The 21582-nt window shown below is 65.1% G+C and carries 21 protein-coding genes; 17 read left to right on the top strand and 4 right to left on the bottom strand.

Annotated features, from left to right (window positions below; all coding sequences use genetic code 11):
- Positions 1 to 100 precede the first annotated feature (100 nt).
- The 6 genes from OKW43_RS25280 to ftsB all read left to right on the top strand — a co-directional run bounded on the left by OKW43_RS25280 (position 101) and on the right by ftsB (position 8320).
- Positions 101 to 2707 carry a DNA internalization-related competence protein ComEC/Rec2 gene (locus OKW43_RS25280; protein WP_429450414.1) on the top strand — a complete coding sequence of 869 codons (2607 nt, stop codon included), beginning with the start codon at positions 101 to 103 and terminating at the stop codon, positions 2705 to 2707.
- Between the two features lie 140 nt (positions 2708 to 2847).
- The gene (locus tag OKW43_RS25275; RefSeq protein ID WP_187633204.1) at positions 2848 to 3651 is read left to right on the top strand and encodes an alpha/beta fold hydrolase; all 804 of its coding nucleotides are present in this window, start codon (positions 2848 to 2850) and stop codon (positions 3649 to 3651) included.
- A gap of 106 nt (positions 3652 to 3757) precedes the next feature.
- On the top strand, positions 3758 to 5419 hold the full coding sequence (locus OKW43_RS25270; protein WP_429450412.1) for a CTP synthase: 1662 nt from the start codon (positions 3758 to 3760) through the stop codon (positions 5417 to 5419).
- Positions 5416 to 6270 (top strand): 3-deoxy-8-phosphooctulonate synthase, encoded by an 855-nt coding sequence (gene kdsA, locus OKW43_RS25265; RefSeq protein WP_429450410.1) that lies wholly within the window; start codon positions 5416 to 5418, stop codon positions 6268 to 6270. The genes OKW43_RS25270 and kdsA overlap by 4 nt, the downstream gene beginning before the upstream one ends.
- Positions 6271 to 6485: 215 nt before the next feature.
- The gene (gene eno, locus OKW43_RS25260) at positions 6486 to 7769 is read left to right on the top strand and encodes a phosphopyruvate hydratase (RefSeq protein ID WP_187633201.1); all 1284 of its coding nucleotides are present in this window, start codon (positions 6486 to 6488) and stop codon (positions 7767 to 7769) included.
- Between the two features lie 113 nt (positions 7770 to 7882).
- Positions 7883 to 8320: a cell division protein FtsB gene (gene ftsB / locus OKW43_RS25255; protein ID WP_187633200.1), complete on the top strand. Its 438-nt coding sequence runs from the start codon at positions 7883 to 7885 to the stop codon at positions 8318 to 8320.
- Between the two features lie 98 nt (positions 8321 to 8418).
- Here the strand turns inward: ftsB and OKW43_RS25250 are convergent, their stop codons facing one another.
- The 3 genes from OKW43_RS25250 to OKW43_RS25240 all read right to left on the bottom strand — a co-directional run bounded on the left by OKW43_RS25250 (position 8419) and on the right by OKW43_RS25240 (position 10518).
- A complete protein-coding gene (locus OKW43_RS25250) occupies positions 8419 to 8781 on the bottom strand; it encodes a hypothetical protein (protein ID WP_187633199.1) in 363 nt (120 codons plus the stop codon).
- Between the two features lie 196 nt (positions 8782 to 8977).
- Complete coding sequence (gene hslO / locus OKW43_RS25245) at positions 8978 to 9928, bottom strand: Hsp33 family molecular chaperone HslO (protein WP_187633198.1); 951 nt, start codon at positions 9926 to 9928, stop codon at positions 8978 to 8980.
- A gap of 65 nt (positions 9929 to 9993) precedes the next feature.
- Positions 9994 to 10518: a gamma carbonic anhydrase family protein gene (locus OKW43_RS25240; RefSeq protein ID WP_429450406.1), complete on the bottom strand. Its 525-nt coding sequence runs from the start codon at positions 10516 to 10518 to the stop codon at positions 9994 to 9996.
- Between the two features lie 289 nt (positions 10519 to 10807).
- Between OKW43_RS25240 and OKW43_RS25235 the strand changes: the two genes are divergently transcribed.
- The 10 genes from OKW43_RS25235 (at position 10808) to OKW43_RS25190 (ending at position 19977) form a co-directional block, all read left to right on the top strand.
- A complete protein-coding gene (locus OKW43_RS25235; protein ID WP_429450404.1) occupies positions 10808 to 11713 on the top strand; it encodes a ferritin-like domain-containing protein in 906 nt (301 codons plus the stop codon).
- Between the two features lie 68 nt (positions 11714 to 11781).
- Entirely contained in the window at positions 11782 to 12666 is an 885-nt protein-coding gene (locus OKW43_RS25230) for an alpha/beta fold hydrolase (protein WP_429450402.1), read from the top strand.
- A 167-nt stretch (positions 12667 to 12833) separates the two neighbouring features.
- Positions 12834 to 13664, top strand: a complete 831-nt coding sequence (locus OKW43_RS25225; protein WP_187633194.1) for a 3',5'-nucleoside bisphosphate phosphatase — start codon at positions 12834 to 12836, stop codon at positions 13662 to 13664.
- A gap of 113 nt (positions 13665 to 13777) precedes the next feature.
- Positions 13778 to 14413: an L-threonylcarbamoyladenylate synthase gene (locus tag OKW43_RS25220; protein WP_184004137.1), complete on the top strand. Its 636-nt coding sequence runs from the start codon at positions 13778 to 13780 to the stop codon at positions 14411 to 14413.
- Between the two features lie 47 nt (positions 14414 to 14460).
- Entirely contained in the window at positions 14461 to 15123 is a 663-nt protein-coding gene (locus tag OKW43_RS25215) for a site-2 protease family protein (RefSeq protein WP_187633193.1), read from the top strand.
- A gap of 6 nt (positions 15124 to 15129) precedes the next feature.
- Positions 15130 to 16332: a tryptophan--tRNA ligase gene (locus OKW43_RS25210; RefSeq protein WP_187633192.1), complete on the top strand. Its 1203-nt coding sequence runs from the start codon at positions 15130 to 15132 to the stop codon at positions 16330 to 16332.
- A gap of 28 nt (positions 16333 to 16360) precedes the next feature.
- A complete protein-coding gene (locus OKW43_RS25205) occupies positions 16361 to 16963 on the top strand; it encodes a class I SAM-dependent methyltransferase (protein WP_429450399.1) in 603 nt (200 codons plus the stop codon).
- 43 nt (positions 16964 to 17006) lie between these two features.
- The gene (gene dapA / locus OKW43_RS25200) at positions 17007 to 17924 is read left to right on the top strand and encodes a 4-hydroxy-tetrahydrodipicolinate synthase (protein ID WP_187633190.1); all 918 of its coding nucleotides are present in this window, start codon (positions 17007 to 17009) and stop codon (positions 17922 to 17924) included.
- Positions 17925 to 18047: 123 nt separating this feature from the next.
- Complete coding sequence (gene bamC / locus OKW43_RS25195; protein ID WP_187633189.1) at positions 18048 to 19187, top strand: outer membrane protein assembly factor BamC; 1140 nt, start codon at positions 18048 to 18050, stop codon at positions 19185 to 19187.
- A 7-nt stretch (positions 19188 to 19194) separates the two neighbouring features.
- Entirely contained in the window at positions 19195 to 19977 is a 783-nt protein-coding gene (locus tag OKW43_RS25190; protein ID WP_187633188.1) for an MBL fold metallo-hydrolase, read from the top strand.
- A 124-nt stretch (positions 19978 to 20101) separates the two neighbouring features.
- Here OKW43_RS25190 and OKW43_RS25185 read toward each other — a convergent pair whose 3' ends face one another.
- Positions 20102 to 20800, bottom strand: coding sequence for a Bax inhibitor-1/YccA family protein (locus tag OKW43_RS25185; protein ID WP_027198083.1), 699 nt, complete (start codon positions 20798 to 20800; stop codon positions 20102 to 20104).
- A gap of 273 nt (positions 20801 to 21073) precedes the next feature.
- Here OKW43_RS25185 and ndk point away from each other — a divergent pair, with 273 nt between their 5' ends.
- Entirely contained in the window at positions 21074 to 21499 is a 426-nt protein-coding gene (gene ndk, locus OKW43_RS25180) for a nucleoside-diphosphate kinase (protein WP_187633187.1), read from the top strand.
- The last annotated feature ends 83 nt before the right edge of the window (positions 21500 to 21582 follow it).

Here is a 21582-nt window from a genome sequence, read left to right as displayed (position 1 = left end):
ATCGAAAGGGTTCGCGCCGGGCGACGCCCACGCCCGGCGGGCTCGCTGCTGCCCGTTCGCGACGCGTGGACTCGCCCGGCGCCAGCGGCGCGGAGGGCGAATGCGGGCAGTCTGGTGCGGGTTTGCGTTGGGCGTGATCTGGTTGCAGCGGCAGGCGGCGCTGCCGCATACGGGCGGATGGTGGGGGTTGATACTGGTCGGCTGCGCGGCGGCGGGTGTGGCGGGGTGGGGCTTGCGTGGCTATGGGGTGGGTGCGGCGGGTGCGTCGCACGCTCGCGGGGTGGGGCTCTATGGGCGCGTACGGCGGGTGGCCGGTTGGGGCGCTGTGTGGTGCGCGGCGATCTGCGTCGGCTTCGGCTATGCAGCCGTGCGCGCGCAAACGCGGCTCGCGGTAAGCCTGCCGCACGCGTGGGAAGGCCGCGATATCGAGGTGGTCGGCAGTATCAGGGGATTGCCGACGCGCGACGATAAGGGCGCGCGCTTCCTGTTCGACGTCGAAGCGAACGATGCGCGGCTCGCCGCTTTCCCGCGCGTGATCCAGCTCACGTGGATCGCGCGCGACGCCGCGGTGCCGCGGCTCGACCCGGGCCAGCGCTGGCGTCTGACCGTGCGCCTGAAGCGCCCGCACGGCAATGCGAATTTCGGCGTGCGCGATGCCGAGGCGAGTCTGCTCGCGCGCAACGTCCGCGCGACCGGCTACGTGAGCGTGCCGGATCATGCGCGGCGCCTGGCCGGTCGCGCGCGCGGGCTCGCCGTGCTGGTCGACCGCTGGCGCGCCGCGTTGCGTGCGCGTATCGACACGGTGCTTGCCGATGCGCCGCATCGCGGCATCGTCGTTGCGCTCGCGATCGGCGCGCAGGACGAAGTAAGCCCCGCCGACTGGCAATTGATGCGAGGCACCGGCACGAGTCATCTGGTGGCGATTTCGGGCTTGCATATCGGCTTCGTCGCGGGGCTGGCGGGCTGGCTCGCGGCAGCACTATGGCGACGTTCGGGGTGGCTCGGCCGCAACTGGCCGCTACGCTTGCCCGCGCAGCTCGTCGGCGTGACGGCCGGTGCGATCTTCGCCGCACTGCATGCCGCGCTCGCCGGCTTCAACGTGCCGGCGCAGCGCGCGCTGTGGATGGCCGCGCTCGCCGCGCTGGCGTTCGTCGGCGGCCGTCAGCTAGCGCGCTCCACTGTGCTCGCGTGGGCGCTCGGGCTCGTGCTGCTGATCGATCCGTGGGCGGTCGTGTCGGCCGGATTCTGGCTGTCGTTTTGCGCGGTCGGCGCGATCCTGTTCGCGATGTCGGGGCGCCCGCGTGGGCGGGGTCCTCGGGCTTCCCGTCATGATGAGGACGAGGAGGGCAGCGCGGCGCGACGCGGGTGGCAGGCGCTGCGCGCCGTATCAATCCGGCGTCTGCGCGCATTCGCCGAACGGTTGGGCAGCGCCGCGCACGTGCAGTTCGCGGTGACGGTCGCGCTTGCGCCGCTGACCGCGTACTGGTTCGCGCAGATTCCGCTCGTCGGGCCGCTCGCGAACGCGTTCGCGATTCCGTGGGTAAGCCTGCTCGTCACGCCGGCGGTGCTCGCCGGCGTCGGATTGCCTGCGCCGCTCGATGCGTTCGCGTGGCGGGCCGCACACACGCTGCTCGATAGTCTCGTGGCCAGCCTGCAGATGTTGTCGGGACCGCGCTGGACACTATGGTGGTTGCCGCAGCCGCGCGCGTGGGCGCTCGCCGCGGCGTCGCTCGGGGTGCTGTGGTGTCTCGCGCCGCGCGGCTGGCCGCTGCGATGGGCGGCGCCGCTGACGTGGCTGCCGCTTCTGATTCCCAGCGCAGACGGCGCGCTCGCCGAGCCATCGGGGGCGTTCCGTCTGACTGCGCTCGATGTCGGGCAGGGTTCGTCGATTCTGGTGCAGACCGCGCATCACGCGTTGCTGTTCGATGCTGGGCCCGGCCCGGAATCGACGCACGCGGGCGAGCGGGTGGTGGTGCCGTTCCTGCAGGCGCAAGGCGTGACGACGCTCGATACGCTAATGATCAGTCACGCCGATTCGGATCATGCGGGCGGCGCGCCGGCCGTGCTCGGTGCGATCGAGGTGCGTCAGCTGGTGGCCGGACTGGAGCCGGGCAATGCGCTGTGGCCGAAGGCGAAGCAGCATGGCGCGCAGACGCTGCCGTGCGTGGCGGGGCAGCGCTGGCAGTGGGACGGTGTCGAGTTCACGGTACTCTGGCCGGACGCCGAAGCGCTAACCGGTAAGGCGAACGATCATTGCTGCGTGCTCAGGGTCAGCACCTTGGCGGCCACCACCGCGGGCCAGGCGCCGCCGCGCGTCGGTGCGAACATGGCGCGTTTCACGGCCCTGCTGACCGCCGACATCGAAGCGCCAACCGAACGCGCGCTGCTCGCGCGCGATCGCGACCTGCTGCGCGCGCAAGTGTTGATCGTGCCGCATCATGGCAGCAGGACGTCGTCGACCGAGCCGTTCCTCGACTCTATCGATCCGTCCATCGCGTTATTTCAGGTAGGCTACGAAAATCGCTTTCACCATCCGAATGCGGGCGTGTTCGCGCGCTACGTGGCGCGTCGTATCGAACTCGGCCGCAGCGATCGCGATGGCGCGGTGAGGGTGGACGTCGATCCGGGCGCGCGTGGTGAGGATGGCGCCGCGCTCACGCTCGAGCGCTATCGCGATACGCAGCGCCGCTACTGGATGGAGCCATGAGCGCATCGCGGCTCGATGAGCGTCACGGCGCAGACAGCCGCCGCAAGCAGCGGCATAAGCAGCGGTAGAGCAGCGGTATAAGCGGCGGCACAGGCAAAGCACCCGCCCACGCGTAAAAAACACAACGGAGATAGCCGCAGTTGAAAAACATCATCCATTTCTCGCACGCCAACGGCTTTCCGGCCTCGACTTACCGGACGATCTTCGCCGAACTCGCCGACGACTACGACGTGCGCTCGATCGAGCGCATCGGCCATGATCCGCGCTTTCCGGTCACGCAGGACTGGCCCCATCTGGTCGAGCAACTGCTCGACGACATCGCCCGCAAGTACGAGCAGCCGGTGTGGCTGGTCGGGCATTCGCTCGGCGGTTATCTGTCGCTGATGGCGGCGCTGAAAAAGCCGCAGTGGGTGAGAGGCGTCGTGATGCTCGACTCGCCGGTGATCGCCGGCTGGCGCAGCAGCATGCTGCGCGTGTCGCAATGGACCGGGCTCGACGAGCGGCTGTCACCCGCCGCCGCGACGCGTAAGCGCCGCACGCAATGGACGAGCCGCGACGAAGCATGGCGGCACTTCCATTCGAAGCCCGCGTTCGCGCTCTGGGACGAACGCATGCTGTCCGACTATATCGACTTCGGCATTCCGCAGAGCTCGCCCGACGGCACCCGGATGCTCGCGTTCGATCGCCGCACCGAATACCAGATTTACCGGACGCTGCCGCATACGCTCGGCGCCCGGCTCGCGCGCGGCGCGCCGGTGCCGGTCGGGTTCATCGCCGGCACACGCTCGAAGGAAATGCGCCAGGCCGGTCTCGACGCGACGCGACGCGCGACCGGCGGGCACGTCGAGTGGATCGAGGGCAGTCATTTGTATCCGATGGAAAAGCCGATCGAAACCGCACGCGCGGTGCAACGCATGCTGCGCGAACTGGAGCGAGCAGCCTGACGCGCAGCGCGTGCGAGGCGGCATCGGCGCGCGTGGGGCGGTCGTTTTTTGCTGGGTCGGGACCATCCTTTACGGTATAATCCGTTTTTCCCGCGAGCATCCAGCGATGACCAAATATGTTTTCGTCACCGGCGGCGTAGTATCTTCCCTCGGCAAGGGTATTGCCGCCGCTTCCCTCGCCGCGATCCTCGAATCGCGCGGTCTTAAAGTCACCCTCCTCAAACTCGATCCCTACATCAACGTCGACCCCGGCACGATGAGCCCGTTTCAGCACGGCGAAGTGTTCGTGACGGAAGACGGAGCGGAAACCGACCTCGACCTCGGCCACTACGAGCGCTTCATCAGCACGAAGATGCGCAAGGCCAACAACTTCACCACGGGCCAGATTTACGAGTCGGTGATCCGCAAGGAACGCCGCGGCGATTATCTCGGCAAGACCGTGCAGGTCATCCCGCACATCACGAACGAAATCCAGGCATTCGTCGAGCGCGGCGCAGCGTCCGCGACGTGCGGCGAGCCGGATGTCGCGATCGTCGAAGTGGGTGGCACGGTGGGTGACATCGAATCGCTGCCGTTCCTCGAAGCCGCGCGTCAGATGAGCCTGCGCCTCGGCCGCAACAGCGCGTGCTTCGTGCACCTGACGCTGGTGCCCTGGGTTGCCACGGCCGGCGAACTCAAAACCAAGCCCACCCAGCACAGCGTGCAGAAGCTGCGCGAAATCGGCATCTTGCCGCACGTGCTGCTGTGCCGTGCCGACCGCCGCATTCCGGACGACGAGCGCGCGAAGATCTCGCTGTTCTCGAACGTGCCGGAAGACGCGGTGATTTCCGTGTGGGACGCGGACAGCATCTACAAGATTCCGCAGATGCTGCACGACCAGGGTCTCGACGCGATCATCTGCGAAGAGCTGAAGCTCACGCCGAAGGCGGCGGACCTCACGATGTGGTCCGACCTCGTCGAGAAGCTGCAGAACCCGAAGCACGAAGTGACGATCGGCATGGTCGGCAAGTATGTCGATCTGACCGAGTCGTACAAGTCGCTGATCGAAGCGCTGCGCCATGCGTCGATGCATACGTCTACGCGCGTGAACATCGAGTACATCGACTCCGAAGAGATCGAAACGCAAGGTGTCGAGAGCCTCAGGCATCTCGATGCGGTGCTCGTGCCGGGCGGCTTCGGCCGTCGCGGCACCGAAGGCAAGATCGCCGCGATCCGCTATGCGCGCGAAGCGAAGGTGCCGTACCTCGGCATCTGCCTCGGCATGCAGCTCGCCGTGATCGAATTCGCGCGCGACGTCGTTGGCCTGAAGGACGCGAACAGCACCGAGTTCGATCAGGAAACGAAGAACCGCGTGGTCGCGCTGATCACCGAGTGGTACGACCGCGAAGGCCGCGTCGAGAAGCGTACCGAAGAGTCGGATCTCGGCGGCACGATGCGCCTCGGTTCGCAGCGCTGTCCGATCAAACCCGGCACGCTCGCCGAAGAGATCTACGGCACCGATGTGAACGAACGCCATCGTCACCGTTATGAGGTGAATAACCGCTTCGTGCCCCAGCTCGAAGGCGGTGGCCTCATCATTAGCGCCCGTACCCCGAGCGAGGATTTGCCGGAAATGATGGAGCTGCCGCGCAGCATGCACCCGTGGTTCGTCGGCGCGCAGTTCCATCCGGAATTCACGTCCACGCCGCGTGACGGTCATCCGCTGTTCAAGTCGTTCGTCGAAGCGGCGCTCGCGCATCAGCAGTCGAGGGTCGAGGAGAAAGCATGAAACTGGGCGATTTCGAAATCGGACTCGACAAGCCGTTTTTCCTGATCGCCGGTACCTGTGTCGTCGAATCCGAACAGATGACGATCGACACCGCCGGCCGCCTGAAGGAAATCTGCGCGAAGCTGAACATTCCGTTCATCTACAAATCGTCGTACGACAAGGCTAATCGCAGCAGCGGCAAGTCGTTTCGCGGTCTGGGCATGGACGAAGGCCTGCGCATCCTGTCGGAAGTGAAGCGCCAGCTCGGTCTGCCGGTGCTGACCGACGTGCACGCCGAGCACGAGATCGAGCAGGTCGCGTCGGTCGTCGACGTGCTGCAAACGCCCGCGTTCCTGTGCCGCCAGACCGACTTCATCCATGCGTGCGCGCGCTCGGGCAAGCCGGTCAACATCAAGAAGGGCCAGTTTCTCGCGCCGCACGACATGAAGAACGTGATCGACAAGGCGCGCAACGCCGCGCGCGAAGCGGGTCTGTCCGAAGACCGCTTCATGGCGTGCGAGCGCGGCGTGTCGTTCGGCTATAACAACCTCGTGTCGGACATGCGTTCGCTCGCGATCATGCGCGAGACCAACGCGCCGGTCGTGTTCGACGCGACGCACTCGGTGCAGTTGCCGGGCGGCCAGGGCACGAGCTCGGGCGGCCAGCGCGAATTCGTGCCGGTGCTCGCGCGCGCCGCGGTCGCGGTCGGCGTCGCCGGTCTCTTCATGGAAACCCACCCGAATCCGGCGCAAGCGAAGTCGGACGGACCGAACGCGGTGCCGCTCAATCGCATGGCCGACCTGCTCGAGACGCTCGTCACGCTCGACCGGGCCGTCAAGCGCGGGCCGTTCCTCGAAAGCGATTTCAACTGATTCAGGTGTGCGCCGCGTGTCACGGTTACCTTCGATAATCGACCCGCGGCGCTTTCGCATAATGGTCGTCGAACGTATCGGCGCGCGAGTTGTCTGTCGGGGAGACCGGCAGGTGCTTTGCATGGGACCGGAGTAGACGCTAAAGCGCCAACTCCGGTTCGACAGCGCGATGCAAGGTCACAGTAAAGAATTCAACGTCATCCTTTGAGGAAACCATGAGTGCTATCGTAGACATCATCGGTCGAGAGATTCTCGATTCGCGAGGCAACCCCACCGTCGAATGCGACGTGCTGCTCGAATCGGGCACGATGGGCCGCGCAGCGGTGCCGTCGGGCGCGTCGACCGGCTCGCGCGAAGCGATCGAACTGCGCGACGGCGAAGCCGGCCGTTACGGCGGCAAGGGCGTGCTGAAGGCCGTCGAGCATATCAACACTGAAATCTCCGAAGCGATCATGGGTCTCGACGCTTCCGAGCAGGCTTTCCTCGACAAGACGCTGCTCGAACTCGACGGCACCGACAACAAGTCGCGCCTCGGCGCGAACGCGATGCTGGCCGTGTCGATGGCTGTCGCGAAGGCCGCGGCTGAGGAAGCTGGTCTGCCGCTGTACCGTTATTTCGGCGGCTCGGGCGCAATGCAACTGCCGGTGCCGATGATGAACATCGTCAACGGCGGCGCGCACGCCAACAACAGCCTGGACATCCAGGAATTCATGATCGTGCCGGTCAGCCAGCCGTCCTTCCGCGAAGCACTGCGCTGCGGCGCCGAAGTGTTCCACGCGCTGAAGAAGATCCTGTCGGATCGCGGTATGAGCACGGCGGTGGGCGACGAAGGCGGCTTCGCGCCGAACTTCGGCAGCAACGAGGAATGCCTGTCGACCATCCTGCAAGCCATCGAGAAAGCAGGCTACCGCGCCGGTGAAGACGTGCTGCTCGCGCTCGACTGCGCGGCGAGCGAGTTCTACCACGACGGCAAGTACCAGCTCGCGGGCGAAGGCCTGCAGCTGTCGTCGACGGAATTCGCGGACTACCTGGCGAACCTCGCCGACAAGTTCCCGATCGTGTCGATCGAAGACGGCATGCACGAAGGCGACTGGGAAGGCTGGAAGACGCTGACCGACAAGCTCGGCAAGAAGATCCAGCTGGTCGGCGACGACCTGTTCGTGACGAACACGCGCATCCTGAAGGAAGGCATCGAGAAGGGCATCGCGAACTCGATCCTGATCAAGATCAACCAGATCGGCACGCTGACGGAAACCTTCGCGGCGATCGAAATGGCCAAGCGCGCCGGCTACACGGCCGTGATTTCGCATCGCTCGGGCGAAACCGAAGACTCGACGATCGCGGACATCGCAGTCGGCCTGAACGCTGGTCAAATCAAGACCGGTTCGCTGTCGCGTTCCGACCGCATCTCGAAGTACAACCAGCTGCTGCGTATCGAGGAAGATCTCGGCGATATCGCGAGCTACCCGGGCAAGTCGGCGTTCTACAATTTGCGCTAAGCGTTTTCGCCAGATTGTTCACGCCGTTCGATGAGCCGGTTATCCTTCGTTTCTGATTGACCTCGCCGCCCTGCGTATAGCGCAGGGCGGCGCGTATTTATTGTGCTTACTTCATGCGGCTTGTCACTGCTGTCCTGATCGTTCTGCTGGCGTTGATCCAGTACCCGCTCTGGTGGGGGCACGGCGGCTGGCTGCGCGTGCATGAGTTGCAGGGCCAACTCGCGCAGCAACTGCAGAAGAATGCCGACGCGAAGCTGCGCAACGAGCGCATCCAGGGCGAAGTGCAGGATCTGCAGAATGGCACGGCCGCGGTCGAAGAGCGGGCGCGCTACGAAATGGGCATGGTCAAGGACGGCGAGGTGTTCGTGCAGTTCGTGTCGCCGAACCAGCCGTTGCCGGTGCCGAACCCGCCGTCGGCGGATACCTCGACGCGCGGTGAGGTGTCGGCCGCGCCGCTGCACGTGGTGCCGAATCCGGAGTCGCGCGCGAAGCCGGATCGCAAGCGCGGCGGGAAGGCGGCGGCTGCGAAGGAGAAGAAGCCGGCGCACTGAGGTTAGAGCGCTCGCATCGGCTTGCTGTGTGAAGGGCGCAAAAAAAGCGCGGTTCGTTGTGAACCGCGCTTCCTGTTTTTGTGCTGCCGTATTCGCTGCTACCAGCCCCAGTACGGCCCGAACCCGACGCCGATCCCGGTTCCCCAGCCACGTCCCCAGCGGCCACTCGAGAAGCCCGCAGAAAACCTCACGGGCGGCGAACGCGAGTAATAGCGCGACCAGGCTTGCGCGGCGGCGTCCGCGGCCATGGTCTGATCCTGTTCGAACATGACCTGACGGTCGATCGCTTCATACTGCGCGCTTTCCTTAGGCGTCAGCGTCTGCGCATGACTGACGGCCTCAGCCTGATCAGGCGGTAGCCGGCTCAAGATCGGCGACGGGCCCGGTGGATCGATCGAGCACCCGGCTAGCGCCGCGCTGCCCGCGATCACGGCCAGAATCAACGAAAGCGAGTGCTTCATGATCGAATCTCCATGGTCCGAGGCTCGAGGAAGCATCTCCCGACGCGCGGCGCCATATGCTTCCAATGTATCAACGCTGCGATCAAAAGCAACGCGCCGCCCGAGCCGTGACATGGCATGGGCGGCGCGCTCAGGACTTCCGTTGCTAGACGCGATCAGTTCGCAGGCACGTAGTCCGCTGCAGCGAAAGCGCGGTTCAGTGCCGCTGCGCGGCCGCCGGTGTCACGCCTTGTGAGAGTCCGCCGGCCACGAAAAGTTGCGCGACGTCGACCGGGTCGAACTCGTAGCGCTGATTGCAAAACTCGCAGTGAATCTCGACATGGCCGCGTTCCTCGATCACGCCGTCGACTTCGCCGCGGCCGAGCATCTTCAGCATCGCGCCGACCTTTTCGCGCGAGCACGTGCATTCGAAGCGCGCGGTGACTGGCTCGAAATGCTGGACGTTCTCCTGCCAGAAGAGCCGCCGGAACACCGTCTCCGGTTCTTCCTTCAGCAGTTCATCCCGCGACAGCGTGCCGCCGAGTGTGCACACGCGCTCCCACGTATCCGCGTCGAGCTCGCCCGGATGCGGGACGATGCCGCCGTCGCCCGGCAACTTCTGCAGCAACATGCCGACCGCGCGCTCGGTGTTCGCCGCGAGCCACATGCGCGTGTCGAGCTGCTCGGAGTGATGCATGTAGTGCTCGAGCACTTCGGCGATCGACTTCAGTGGTCCATTTACGCCCGAGAGCGGCACGATACTCTGGTACGGCTGCTGGCCGGGCTGCTTGTCGGTCGGGTCGAGCGTGATCACGCAGCGACCGTGGCCGCTCGCGTTCAGCAGATCGACGAGCGCCGTCGTGTCGTCGATCGTATGGCCGGCTTCTCCGGACAGCTTCGCGGTTGCGCGCATCGTCAGGTTCGAGCTGCACTGCACGACCAGCATCTTGACCGGGCCGTCGCCGAAAATCTGCATGACGAGCGTGCCGTCGAACTTCAGGTTCGCCGACAGCAGCGCGCACGCGGCCATCATTTCGCCCAGGATCGTTCGCACGGGCGCCGGATAGTCGCGGCGCGTCAGCACGTCCTGCCAGGTATTACGCAGGGAAACGATCTCGCCGCGCACCGGCGCCGCGCTGAACATGAATTTTTGCAACTGGTCGCTCACAACTTTTCCTCGGTGAAATGACGCGGCGTGATGCCGCGCCTTTGCGCGCTGCGCGCGCCGGCCGTCTAGCCGATGCGTACGAGCTGCGCCTTGAAATACTCGCGGCGCCCGGCATAGCTTGCCGCGCCGCGCTGCATGTTGGCGATATCCGCTTCCGTCAGCTCGCGCACCGCCTTCGCGGGTGCGCCGAGGATCAGCGTATTGTCGGGAAACACCTTGCCCTCGGTGACGATGGCGCCCGCTCCCACCAGACAGTTGCGGCCGATCACCGCGCCATTCAAGACCACCGCCTGAATTCCGATCAACGCACCTTCCTTGATCGTGCAGCCGTGCAGCATCGCCTGATGGCCGATCGTCACGTTCGACCCGACCGTCAGCGGATAGCCGGGGTCGGTGTGCAGCACCGCGTTCTCCTGCACATTGCTGCCGGCGCCGATCGCGATCGGCTCGTTGTCGCCGCGCAGCGTCGCGCCGAACCACACGCTCGCGTTTTCCTCGAGCGTTACGTTGCCGATGATGTTCGCCGAATCCGCGACGAACACGCTTTCATGGATGATCGGGGCGGCGTCGCCCAGCTTGTAAATCGTCACAATGTCTCCTTGTCGGTCGGTGCTACGCTTCAGGTGACTCCGATCCCGTGCGCGAGGGTCGGCTGATCGCTTGCCGCACACGACGGGGCGGCGTGCGCCCTGCACGGTGCATGTTTGGCAGTCCTGCGTCGCCAATTGATGGGCGTGCCCGAAAGTGCGCCGGATAGTCGAATCGGGTATTGTAGACGGTTGTGTGCTTGAGCCGCCTGGCGGCTCAAGCGCGGCTCAACCGGCGTTTGTCCGTCGCCAGCCCGTTGCCTTTCTCGTTCCCGTCGCCTATCCGTTTGTCATGACGTCCGCCGCTTCGCCCGTTTCTGTCGCTTCTGCCGCCTCGAATTCTCAGGATGAGCCGTCGTGCGCGCGACGCGCCGCGCTCGCTGCGTTGGGCGAGCGCGATCCGGCCGTGAAGGCCGCGGCGGCCCGCGAACTGTACGTGTTGGTGCTCGACGGCCGCGCTCTGTGTGACACCGGCCTTGACCTCGCCGAGGCCGCCGGCCTGCCGGGCCGCCCCGAGCGACCCGAACTGGTCGAACCGCGCCAGCTCGGCCGACGCAGCATGCAGTCGCCGCAGGGGCGCGCGGTGCTGCTCCACGCGCTGGCGCACATCGAGTTCAACGCGATCAATCTGGCGCTCGACGCCGTCTGGCGCTTCGCCCGCATGCCCGCCACGTTCTATACCGACTGGCTCAAGGTCGCCGCCGAAGAGGCGTATCACTACTCGCTGCTTGCCGCGCGTCTCGCCGAATACGGCCACGACTACGGCGATTTTCCGGCGCACGGCGGCCTGTGGGACATGTGCGAGCGCACCCGCGGCGACGTGCTCGCGCGCATGGCGCTCGTGCCGCGCACGCTCGAAGCGCGCGGCCTCGACGCGTCGCCGCCGATCCGCGCGCGTCTGCTGCAGGCTGGCGATCACGCGTCGGCGGGGATTCTCGATGTGATCCTGCGCGATGAGATCGGCCACGTGCTGATCGGCAACCGCTGGTTTCGTCACCTGTGCGACGCGGACGGCCTCGATCCGCACCCCACCTATCTGCGTCTCGCCGACCAATATCACGCGCCGAAACTGCGCGGCCCGTTCAATTTCGAAGCGCGCCGCGACGCGGGTTTCGACGACGCGGAACTCGCCGCGCTCGCCCGCCAGGATACCCCGCAAGCCACGCAGGCAACCGACGACCGAGCATCGCCTCAATAATCCGTTATCTCTTCTTGCGCCGCTGTCCCTATAATCGAACGACCATTCTTTTTGTGGGTGCGCCGTTGATGAATACTTCCCGCTCTGAGTTCGTTGCCGCGCGCGGCGTCCGGCTGCACGTGCGGCGCTGGGGTCATCCCGACGCGCCGATGCTGTTTATGCTGCACGGCTGGATGGACGTCGCCGCGTCGTTCCAGTTCGTCGTCGATGCGCTCGGCGGCGACTGGCAAGTGGTCGCGCCCGACCTGCGCGGCTTCGGGCTGTCCGACTGGCCGGTCGCCGAGCGCGGCGGCGGCAGCTACTGGGTGCAGGACTATCTCGGCGACCTCGATGCGCTGATCGAACACTACGCGCCCAGCGGCGAAGTGAATCTCGTCGGTCACAGCCTGGGCGCGAACGTCGTGTGCCTGTACGCGGGTGTGCGGCCGCAACGGGTGCGGCGCGTGGTCGATCTGGAAGGCTTCGGGCTCGCGCCAACGCATCCGGCGCAGGCGCCGAAGCGTCTCGTCAACTGGCTCGACGAATTGCGCGATCCACCGCAGTTGAAGCGCTACGCGTCGCTCGACGACGTCGCCGCGCGCCTGATCAAAACCAATCCGCGCCTCGATCCGCGGCGCGCGCAGTTTCTCGCGCAGCACTGGTCGAGGCCGGACGGCGAAGGGCGCTTCATGCTGCTCGCCGATCCGGCGCACAAGGTTCGCGGCCCGACGTTGTATCGCCTCGACGAGGTGATGGCGGTGTGGCGCAAGGTCAGCGCGAAGGTGCTGCACGTCGAGGCCGCCGGCTCGCCGACGCTCGCGCAGATCGCCGGCGAAATCCCGCTCGGCGAATTCAAGGCGCGCTTCCGGGCGTTTCCGGATTGGCGTGAGAAGATCGTCGACGGCGCGGGGCACATGGTGCATCACGACCGGCCGGAGCAGATCGCAGCGCTGATCGAGGGTTTCTGCGCCTGAAACTTCGTTCGAAACGGCGCTCGTGCGTCACCCGGACGTCGCGGCATTGGCGCCGACCCGGTCCTGACCTCGCGGCACGCGGGCAGCCGAAGTCGGCGTCGCGAGATACCCCTGCGGACCCTTACTGCGTTGCAGTAAAATGATCGGAGAACCTTACCAGGACCACGATGAACGCCGATCTTCACTGCCATTCCACCGTTTCCGACGGCCAGTTCGCGCCGGCCGACGTCGCGCGCCGTGCGCACGCGAACGGCGTGACGCTGTGGGCGCTCACCGATCATGACGAAGTGGGCGGGCAGCAGGAAGCGCGCGCCACGGCCGAGGCACTCGGCATGGACTACCTGAGCGGCGTCGAGATTTCGGTCACGTGGGCGGGACGCACCGTGCATATCGTCGGGCTCGGCATCGATCCGACCAGCCAGATCCTGGTCGACGGTCTCGCGCGGACTCGCGACGGCCGCGCCGCGCGCGCCGAAGCGATCGGCGAGCAATTGGCGACGCTCGGCGTTCCGGACGCGTACGAGGGCGCGCTGCAATACGTGTCGAATCCCGACATGATGTCGCGCACGCATTTCGCGCGCTTCATGGTCGAGCATGGCCACTGCGCGACCATGCAGGAAGTGTTCGACCGTTATCTCGGCGACGGCAAGCCGGCCTACGTCGCGCACCGCTGGGCCAAGCTCGCGGACGCGCTCGGCTGGATACAGGCCGCGAACGGCGTCGCGATCGTTGCGCATCCGGGTCGCTACGCCTATTCGCAACTAGAATTCGACACGTTCTTCGGCGAATTCATCGACCTCGGCGGCAAGGCGATCGAGGTCGTGACGGGCAGCCACACGCCCGACCAGTACCGCGAATACGCGGACGTCGCGCGTCGCTTCGGCTTCGAGGCCTCACGTGGCTCCGACTTTCATGCGCCTGGCGAAGGCCGCACCGAACTCGGCGCGCTGCCGCCGTTACCCACCGATCTGAAGCCCGTCTGGGAACGCTGGCTGTGACCGCGCGCCGTGCCGATACGGCACGTCGCGCGCGCGGGCCGGCTGGATGCGGCAAGCGCTCTGCTCGCCGCAGCCCATCCGCCGCAGTTCGTCTGCCGCCACCGTGAGTCTCCATGTCCCAATACTTTCGGCTTCATCCCGACAATCCGCAGCCGCGCCTCGTCAAGCAGGCCGTGCAGATCATCAACGACGGCGGCGTGGTCGCGTTGCCGACCGATTCGACCTACGCACTTGCCTGCCGTCTCGACGACAAGGATGCGGTCGAGCGTCTGCGGCGCATCCGCGGGCTCGACGAAAAGCAGTTGCTGTCGCTGCTCGTACGTGACCTGTCCGAACTCGCCAATTTTGCGATGGTGGACAACTGGCAGTATCGGCTGCTTAAATCGGTGACCCCGGGCCCGTATGTGTTCGTGCTGCAAGCCACCAAGGAAGTGCCGCGGCGCGTGTCGCATCCGTCGCGCAAGACGATTGGCCTGCGTGTGCCGGATCACGCGATCACGCTGGCGATTCTCGAGGAACTCGGCCAGCCGCTGCTCGGCTCGACGCTGATCATGCCCGGCGAAACCGAGCCGCTGAACGACCCGGAGGAAATCCGCGCGCGGCTCGAAAAGCAGCTCGATCTGGTGATCGACGGCGGCGCTTGCGTGTGCGAGCCGTCCACCGTGATCGATCTGACCGGCTCGGAACCGGTGCTGGTGCGGGCGGGGCGCGGCCCGCTCGAGCCGTTCGGCCTCGAGGAAACAGCGTGAGCGAAAGCGGACAGACGCGCGCGAGCGCGTTGTTACAATAGCGAGTTATGGATTCTTCCCTGATACAAACCATTGCGGTGTACGCGCTGCCGGTGATCTTCGCGATCACGCTGCACGAGGCCGCGCACGGCTACGTCGCGCGCTGGCTCGGCGACAACACCGCGTACGTGCTCGGCCGTGTGTCGCTGAACCCGATGCGGCATATCGATCCGCTCGGCACGATCGCCATTCCGTTGCTGCTGTACTTCGCGACGAGCGGCGCGTTCATGTTCGGCTATGCGAAGCCGGTGCCGGTCGCGTTCGGCAATCTGCGCAATCCGCGCTGGGGCAGCTTATGGGTCGCGGCGGCCGGGCCCATGTGCAATTTCATCCAGGCGCTGATCTGGGGCGTGTTGGGCGTTGCGCTCGCGGTGCTTAACGTCAACGAACCGTTTTTCACGCGCATGGCGGGCGCGGGCATCGGCGTCAATCTCGTACTCGGCGTGCTGAACCTGTTTCCGCTGCCGCCGCTCGACGGCGGCCGCGTGGTGATGGCGCTGTTGCCGCCGAAGCAATCGATCGCGTTGTCGCGGCTCGAGCCGTACGGCTTTTTCATCGTGATGGCGCTCGTGATGACGGGTACGCTCACGCGTTTCTGGTTAAAGCCACTCGTTACGCTTGGCTATAGCGCGATCACCGCAATTCTGACTCCACTTGTTTCGCTTTTCTAGATAACCATGTTCCCAGACCGTATCTTCTCCGGCATGCGGCCCACCGGGTCGCTGCACCTCGGCCACTATCACGGCGTGCTGAAAAACTGGGTGCGGCTGCAGTCCGAGTACCCGTGCTTCTTCTGCGTGGTCGACTGGCACGCGCTGACGACGCACTATGAAACGCCCGAAGTGATCGAAAAGAACGTGTGGGACGTGCTGATTGACTGGCTCGCTTCCGGCATCGATCCGGCGCAGGCGACGCTGTTCATCCAGAGCAAGGTGCCCGAGCATGCCGAGCTCGCGCTGCTGCTCGGCATGAGCACGCCGCTCGGCTGGCTCGAACGCGTGCCGACCTACAAGGAGCAGATGGAAAAGCTGAAGGACAGGGATTTGTCGACCTACGGCTTCCTCGGCTATCCGGTGCTGATGGCGGCGGACATTCTGCTGTATCGCGGCTCGCTCGTGCCGGTCGGTGAAGACCAGGTGCCGCACGTCGAGATGACGCGTGAAATCGCGCGCCGTTTCAACTACCTGTACGGCCGCGAGCCGGGGTTCGAGGAGAAGGCGAACGAAGCCGCGAAGAAGCTCGGCGGCAAGCGTGCGAAGCTCTATCACGAGCTACGCAACGCGTATCAGCAGGAAGGCGACGACGAAGCACTCGAGCGCGCGCGGGCGCTGCTGCAAGAATCGCAAAGCCTGTCGATGAACGATCGCGAGCGCCTGTTCGGCTATCTGGAAGGTTCGCGCAAGATCATCCTCGTCGAGCCGCAGGCGATGCTGACCGAGGCTTCGCGCATGCCGGGTCTCGACGGCCAGAAGATGTCGAAGTCGTACGGCAACACGATCGGCCTGCGCGAAGACGCGGAAACGATCACGAAGAAGGTCCGCACGATGCCGACCGACCCCGCGCGAGTGCGCCGCACCGATCCGGGCGATCCAGACAAGTGCCCGGTGTGGCAGCTGCATCAGGTGTATACCGACGAAGCGACCCACGAGTGGGTGCAGAAGGGCTGCCGCTCGGCGGGCATCGGCTGCCTCGATTGCAAGCAGCCGGTCGTCGAAGGGATTCTGCGCGAGCAGCAGCCGATGCTCGAGCGCGCGCAGAAGTACATGGATGACCCATCGCTGTTGCGCGCGATCGTCGCCGACGGCTGCGACAAGGCGCGCCGCTTCGCGACCGAAACGATGCGCGACATCCGCGAGGCAATGGGACTGTCGTACAACTGATGCACATTCGAGGCGCCGCACCGCAGCGATGAGTTCGCCCGTTACCAGTGGCTTGCACGGCCTCGGTGAACCGTCGCGCTGGGTGCGTCACTGGGCGCACCTGATCGCACCGGGCGGCGCGGTGCTCGACGTCGCATCGGGCGCCGGGCGGCACGCGCGTTTTTTTGCGTCGCTCGGCCATCCCGTCACCGCGATCGATCGCGACGCGGCTGCGCTCGATCTTCTGCGCGACGCGCCGCTCGTCACGCCGGTCGTAGCCGATCTCGAAGGTTCGCCGTGGCCATTGGCTGGCGATGAAGAGTTCGCTGCCGTCGTCGTCACCAACTACCTGCATCGGCCGCTCTTTCCGCAATTGCTGCGCGCGCTCGCGCCCGGCGGCGTACTGGTTTACGAGACCTTCGCGCAAGGAAACGAAAGCATCGGCAAGCCCTCCAATCCGGCGTTTTTGCTCACGCCAGGCGAACTGCTCGACACCGTGCGGGGCCAGCTGCGGGTGATCGCGTTTCAGGACGGATTTCTCGCCGAGCCGCGTCCGGCCTACGTTCAGCGCATCTGCGCGGTTCGGCAAGCAGCCACTGCTGATGATGCCTCACGGCCAACTCCGCCACCTTGTTACGAGTTGGCTGGCTAATCCGCTACAATCGCGGTTTACCTGATCAAATTCATGGCGTTTCATGACTAACGGCAACCACAGCGGTCACCAGGACGGCGTTCAGATCCGCGGCAGCATTCCTGCCATCATCACCCCGATGCTAGAAGACGGCAGCCTCGATCTGCCGGCGTTTCGCAAACTGATCGACTGGCACGTCGAGGAAGGCACGAATGCGCTCGTCGTGGTCGGCACGAGCGGCGAGTCGGCCACGCTGTCGGTCGAAGAACACGTGCTGATGGTCAAGACCGCGGTCGAGCACACTGCGGGCCGGATTCCGGTCATCGCGGGCGCGGGCGCCAACTCCACCGCTGAAGCGATCGAACTCACGCAGCACGCGAAGGACGTCGGCGCGGATGCCACGCTGCAGGTCGTGCCGTACTACAACAAGCCGACCCAGGAAGGCATCTACCGCCATTTCGCGAAGATCGCCGAAACCGTCGATCTGCCTGTGATCCTGTACAACGTGCCGGGCCGCACCGTCGCCGACATGAGCAACGAGACCATCCTGCGCTGCGCGCAGGTGCCGGGCATCGTTGGCGTCAAGGAAGCCACTGGCAACATCGACCGCGCCGCGCATCTGATCAAGTCGGCGCCGGCGCACTTCGGCATCTATAGCGGCGACGATCCCACCGCCATCGCGCTGATGCTGCTCGGCGGCCACGGCAATATCTCGGTCACCGCGAACGTCGCGCCGCGCGCAATGAGCAAGCTGTGCAAGGCCGCGCTTGCCGCGGACGTGAAGACCGCGCGCGACATTCATCTGAAACTCCTGTCGCTGCACAAGTACCTGTTTGCCGAAGCGAATCCGATTCCGGCGAAATGGGCGCTGCAGCAGCTGGGGCGTGTGCAGGGCGGCATCCGCCTGCCGCTCACGCCGCTCGATGCGCAATACCACGAAGTGGTGCGCGGCGCGCTGCGCGAAGCGGGCCTGCTCGGCTGAACGGGCCGACCATGCCGCCGCCCGCGCAAGACCGCCACCGGCATTTCATTAACCGACGTCGCTTCAGCCCACGTTCCCGGCAGATCGAACGAGGCATCGCGTTCCAGCATCACGAAGGACCTCATGAAACGTTCCGCACTTTCCCTCCACGCAACCCGCATGGCGGCGCTGGCGCTTGCCCTGTCGACGCTCGCCGGCTGTGACACGCTGAACGACTGGTTCGCCTCCGACCGCGTCAACTATAAGGCGACCTCGAGCGCGCCGCCGCTCGCCGTGCCGAGCGATCTGAGCACGTCGCCGAACGACCAGCGCTATGTGGCGCCGCCCGCCAATCTCGCGCTGGGTGGCACGCCGACGCGCGCTGTCACGGCGGCCGGCAACGCGACCGAAGGTCAGCCGACTGCGCAGGATCCGCTCGGCATGCACATCGAGCGCGACGGCGACCGTCGCTGGCTCGTGGTAGACGGCCGGTCGCCGGAGCAGCTGTGGCCGCAGCTGCAAGAATTCTGGCAGGAGAACGGCTTCGCGCTGAAGACGGACGCGCCAGCCACCGGCATCATGACGACCGACTGGGCGGAAAACCGCGCGAACATTCCGGACGACTGGTTCCGCCGCACGATCGGCAAGGTCATCGACTTCGCCTATTCGTCGGGTACCCGCGACAGTTTCCGCACGCTGGTGTCGCGCGGTCCGGACAGCGCGACCGATATCTCGATCACGCATAGTGCGATGGAAGAAGTGATGACCGGGCAGGACAAGACGTCCTCGCGCTGGGAAGAGCGTCCGCGCGACCCGGCGCTCGAGGCGCTGTTCCTCGCCAAGCTGATGCAGAAATTCGGCCTGACCGAGGCGCAGTCGAAGCAACTGCTGACCGACGCGCACCCGGCCACCGCACCGACCACGATCGAGCAGAATGCGGGCGCGTCGACGCTCGATCTGCAGGAGTCGTTCGACCGCGCCTGGCTGCGTGTGGGCCTCGCGCTCGATCGCACCAACTTCACGGTCGACAACCGCGATCGCGAGAAGGGCATCTACTACGTGCGCTATGCGGATTCGATGCAGGAGCTGAAGAAGGAAGGCTTGTTCGGTAAGCTGTTCTACAGCGGCAATTCGACGCGCAAGCCCGGCCAGGAATTCCGCGTGAACGTGCGCGCGAAGGGCGACGCGGTGACGCAGGTCGCGGTCGTCGACGCCAACGGGCAGGTCGACATGTCGTCGGATGCACAGCGCATCGTGTCGCTGCTGCACGCGCAACTGAACTAGGCAGCTCGTGCGCTTCGCAAGTCTCGGCAGCGGCAGTGAAGGTAATGCGCTGCTGGTGGAAGCGCACAGCGGTGCGATCACCACGCGCGTGCTGCTCGATTGCGGTTTCTCCGCGCGCGAAATGGAGCGGCGTCTGATGCGGCTCGGCTCGAGCGCCGAGAACCTCGATGCGATCCTGATTACGCATGAACATAGCGACCACATCGGCAGCGCATTGACGCTCGCGCGCAAGTGGTCGATTCCGCTGTACATGAGCTGGGGCACCGCCCGCGCGGTGGGCGCCGACGAAGCCGATGTCGACCTGCGGGTGCTGTGGGGCGACGAGACGGTAGCGATCGGCGAACTCAGCGTTCTCCCTTATACCGTTCCGCACGACGCTCGCGAACCGCTGCAATACGTGTTCTCGAACGGCGCGAGCCGGCTCGGCGTGCTCACCGACGTTGGCACGTCCACGCCGCATATCAGCGCGGTGCTGAGCGGCTGCGACGCGCTCGTGCTCGAATGCAATCACGACGTGCAGATGCTCGCGGGCAGTCGTTATCCCCCATCGCTGAAGGCGCGTATCGGGGGTAATCATGGGCACCTGAACAATGATGCGGCGGCTGAAATTCTGGCGTCGCTCGACCGCTCGCGTTTGCGGCATCTGGTCGCCGCGCATCTGAGCCAGCAGAACAATCTGCCGGAACTCGCGCAGGCGGCGTTGGCGAGCGTCCTTGGCGCGACGCCCACGGAGGTGGTGGTTGCGTCGCAAAGCGACGGTTCCGCGTGGTTGACGCTGGCGCGGGATTGACTTCCGGCCGCGCGGCACATTTCAGGTCGTCACGCAAAGTAAAAGCCCACAACGAGTAATCGTTTTGGGCTTTTACTTTGCGCGTCGAGCGCGGCATGAAGGCACGCCGCGCGACCGGCCGGACTTAGTTGCGGTTGCCGCCGAAAATGCCGAGCAGCGCAAGTAGGTTGACGAACACGTTGTACAGATCGAGGTAGATTGCGAGCGTTGCGGTGATGTAGTTCGTCTCGCCGCCGTTCACGACGCGCTGTACGTCAAACATGATGTAGGCGGAAAAGATCACGATTGCCATGACCGAAACCGTCAGCATCAGTGCCGGCAGTTGCAGGAATACGTTCGCGACCGAGGCGAGCAGGATCACGATCACACCCATGAAGAGCCACTTGCCGAGGCCCGAGAAGTCGCGCTTGCTGACGGTAGCGATGGTCGCCATGGCCGCAAAGATCACGCCAGTGCCACCAAACGCGAGCATGATCAGCGACGGGCCGTTGGAGAAGCCGAGCACGAACGCGAGAATGCGCGACAACATCAGCCCCATGAAGAACGTGAAGCCGAGCAGTACGAACACGCCGACGGCGCTGTCCTTGGTGCGCTGGATCGCGAACATGAAGCCGAAGGCGATCGCGAAGAACGCCAGCATGCTCATGGCGGGGCTGGTGGCGGCGAACAGCGAGAACCCGGTCGCAAGACCGACCCACGCCCCGAGCACGGTCGGAATCATGGACAGCGCGAGCAGCCAGTAGGTGTTCCGTAGCACGCGGTTGCGCGTTTCGGCCGTGCTGACCGCGCCGTTGCGGCCAAACATATACGGATGTTCGTTCATGGTCTCTCCTTACCTCGGAAGCGTGTTTCAAGATGGTAATACGGCAATTGGCGAAGCGCCTGTGGGCGCAGCGGTCATCCGTAAGATTAGCGTGGCGGCACGGAGTTTCAATACCCTCCAGTCGCCCATATGACCTCCTACGCTACCAGTATTTTAGATCTTGTGCCTTGATCCTTTCAATGGTGTAAGGGTTCAATCGCAATGATACCTGAGAACATGCTACAATAGCGGATTCATTTGAATCTGTAACCTCTTAATTTTTTGGAGTTTTTAATGGCGATCGAGCGCACCCTGTCGATTATCAAGCCGGACGCAGTGGCCAAGAACGTGATCGGCCAGATTTACACCCGCTTCGAAAACGCTGGTCTGAAGATCGTGGCATCGCGTATGGTTCATCTGTCGCGTGCCGACGCCGAGAAGTTCTACGCTGTGCACGCAGCGCGTCCGTTCTTCAACGACCTCGTCGAATTCATGATTTCGGGTCCGGTTGTTGTGCAGGCGCTGGAAGGCGAAAACGCGATCCTGAAGCACCGTGACCTGATGGGTGCGACGGACCCGAAGAAGGCGGAGAAGGGCACGATCCGCGCCGATTTTGCCGACAGCATCGACGCCAACGCGGTGCACGGTTCGGATGCACCGGAAACGGCCGCGGTCGAAATCGCGTTCTTCTTCCCCCAAGTCAACGTCTACTCGCGTTGAGCGCCTCGCGCTGAGGTCAGGTATTGACCTCGGCCGTGCATCCCCAGCCGTCTCTGCCTGGCGCGTTTCATGCGACCGACCTG

Source organism: Paraburkholderia sp. WC7.3g, from assembly GCF_050436345.1.
GTDB lineage: Bacteria > Pseudomonadota > Gammaproteobacteria > Burkholderiales > Burkholderiaceae > Paraburkholderia > Paraburkholderia podalyriae.
The sequence above is the reverse complement of the archived record's forward strand: the minus strand, read 5'-3'. Positions and strand labels throughout refer to the sequence as shown.

Bases quoted from the DNA above. Each gene is read 5' to 3' on its own strand.
- OKW43_RS25280 (WP_429450414.1), top strand. From the start codon at position 101: ATGCGGGCAGTCTGGTGCGGGTTTGCGTTGGGCGTGATCTGGTTGCAG.
- OKW43_RS25270 (WP_429450412.1), top strand. From the start codon at position 3,758: ATGACCAAATATGTTTTCGTCACCGGCGGCGTAGTATCTTCCCTCGGC.
- kdsA (WP_429450410.1), top strand. From the start codon at position 5,416: ATGAAACTGGGCGATTTCGAAATCGGACTCGACAAGCCGTTTTTCCTG.
- eno (WP_187633201.1), top strand. From the start codon at position 6,486: ATGAGTGCTATCGTAGACATCATCGGTCGAGAGATTCTCGATTCGCGA.
- ftsB (WP_187633200.1), top strand. From the start codon at position 7,883: ATGCGGCTTGTCACTGCTGTCCTGATCGTTCTGCTGGCGTTGATCCAG.
- OKW43_RS25250 (WP_187633199.1), bottom strand. From the start codon at position 8,781: ATGAAGCACTCGCTTTCGTTGATTCTGGCCGTGATCGCGGGCAGCGCG.
- OKW43_RS25235 (WP_429450404.1), top strand. From the start codon at position 10,808: ATGACGTCCGCCGCTTCGCCCGTTTCTGTCGCTTCTGCCGCCTCGAAT.
- OKW43_RS25230 (WP_429450402.1), top strand. From the start codon at position 11,782: ATGAATACTTCCCGCTCTGAGTTCGTTGCCGCGCGCGGCGTCCGGCTG.
- OKW43_RS25225 (WP_187633194.1), top strand. From the start codon at position 12,834: ATGAACGCCGATCTTCACTGCCATTCCACCGTTTCCGACGGCCAGTTC.
- OKW43_RS25220 (WP_184004137.1), top strand. From the start codon at position 13,778: ATGTCCCAATACTTTCGGCTTCATCCCGACAATCCGCAGCCGCGCCTC.
- OKW43_RS25215 (WP_187633193.1), top strand. From the start codon at position 14,461: ATGGATTCTTCCCTGATACAAACCATTGCGGTGTACGCGCTGCCGGTG.
- OKW43_RS25210 (WP_187633192.1), top strand. From the start codon at position 15,130: ATGTTCCCAGACCGTATCTTCTCCGGCATGCGGCCCACCGGGTCGCTG.
- OKW43_RS25205 (WP_429450399.1), top strand. From the start codon at position 16,361: ATGAGTTCGCCCGTTACCAGTGGCTTGCACGGCCTCGGTGAACCGTCG.
- dapA (WP_187633190.1), top strand. From the start codon at position 17,007: ATGACTAACGGCAACCACAGCGGTCACCAGGACGGCGTTCAGATCCGC.
- bamC (WP_187633189.1), top strand. From the start codon at position 18,048: ATGAAACGTTCCGCACTTTCCCTCCACGCAACCCGCATGGCGGCGCTG.
- OKW43_RS25185 (WP_027198083.1), bottom strand. From the start codon at position 20,800: ATGAACGAACATCCGTATATGTTTGGCCGCAACGGCGCGGTCAGCACG.
- ndk (WP_187633187.1), top strand. From the start codon at position 21,074: ATGGCGATCGAGCGCACCCTGTCGATTATCAAGCCGGACGCAGTGGCC.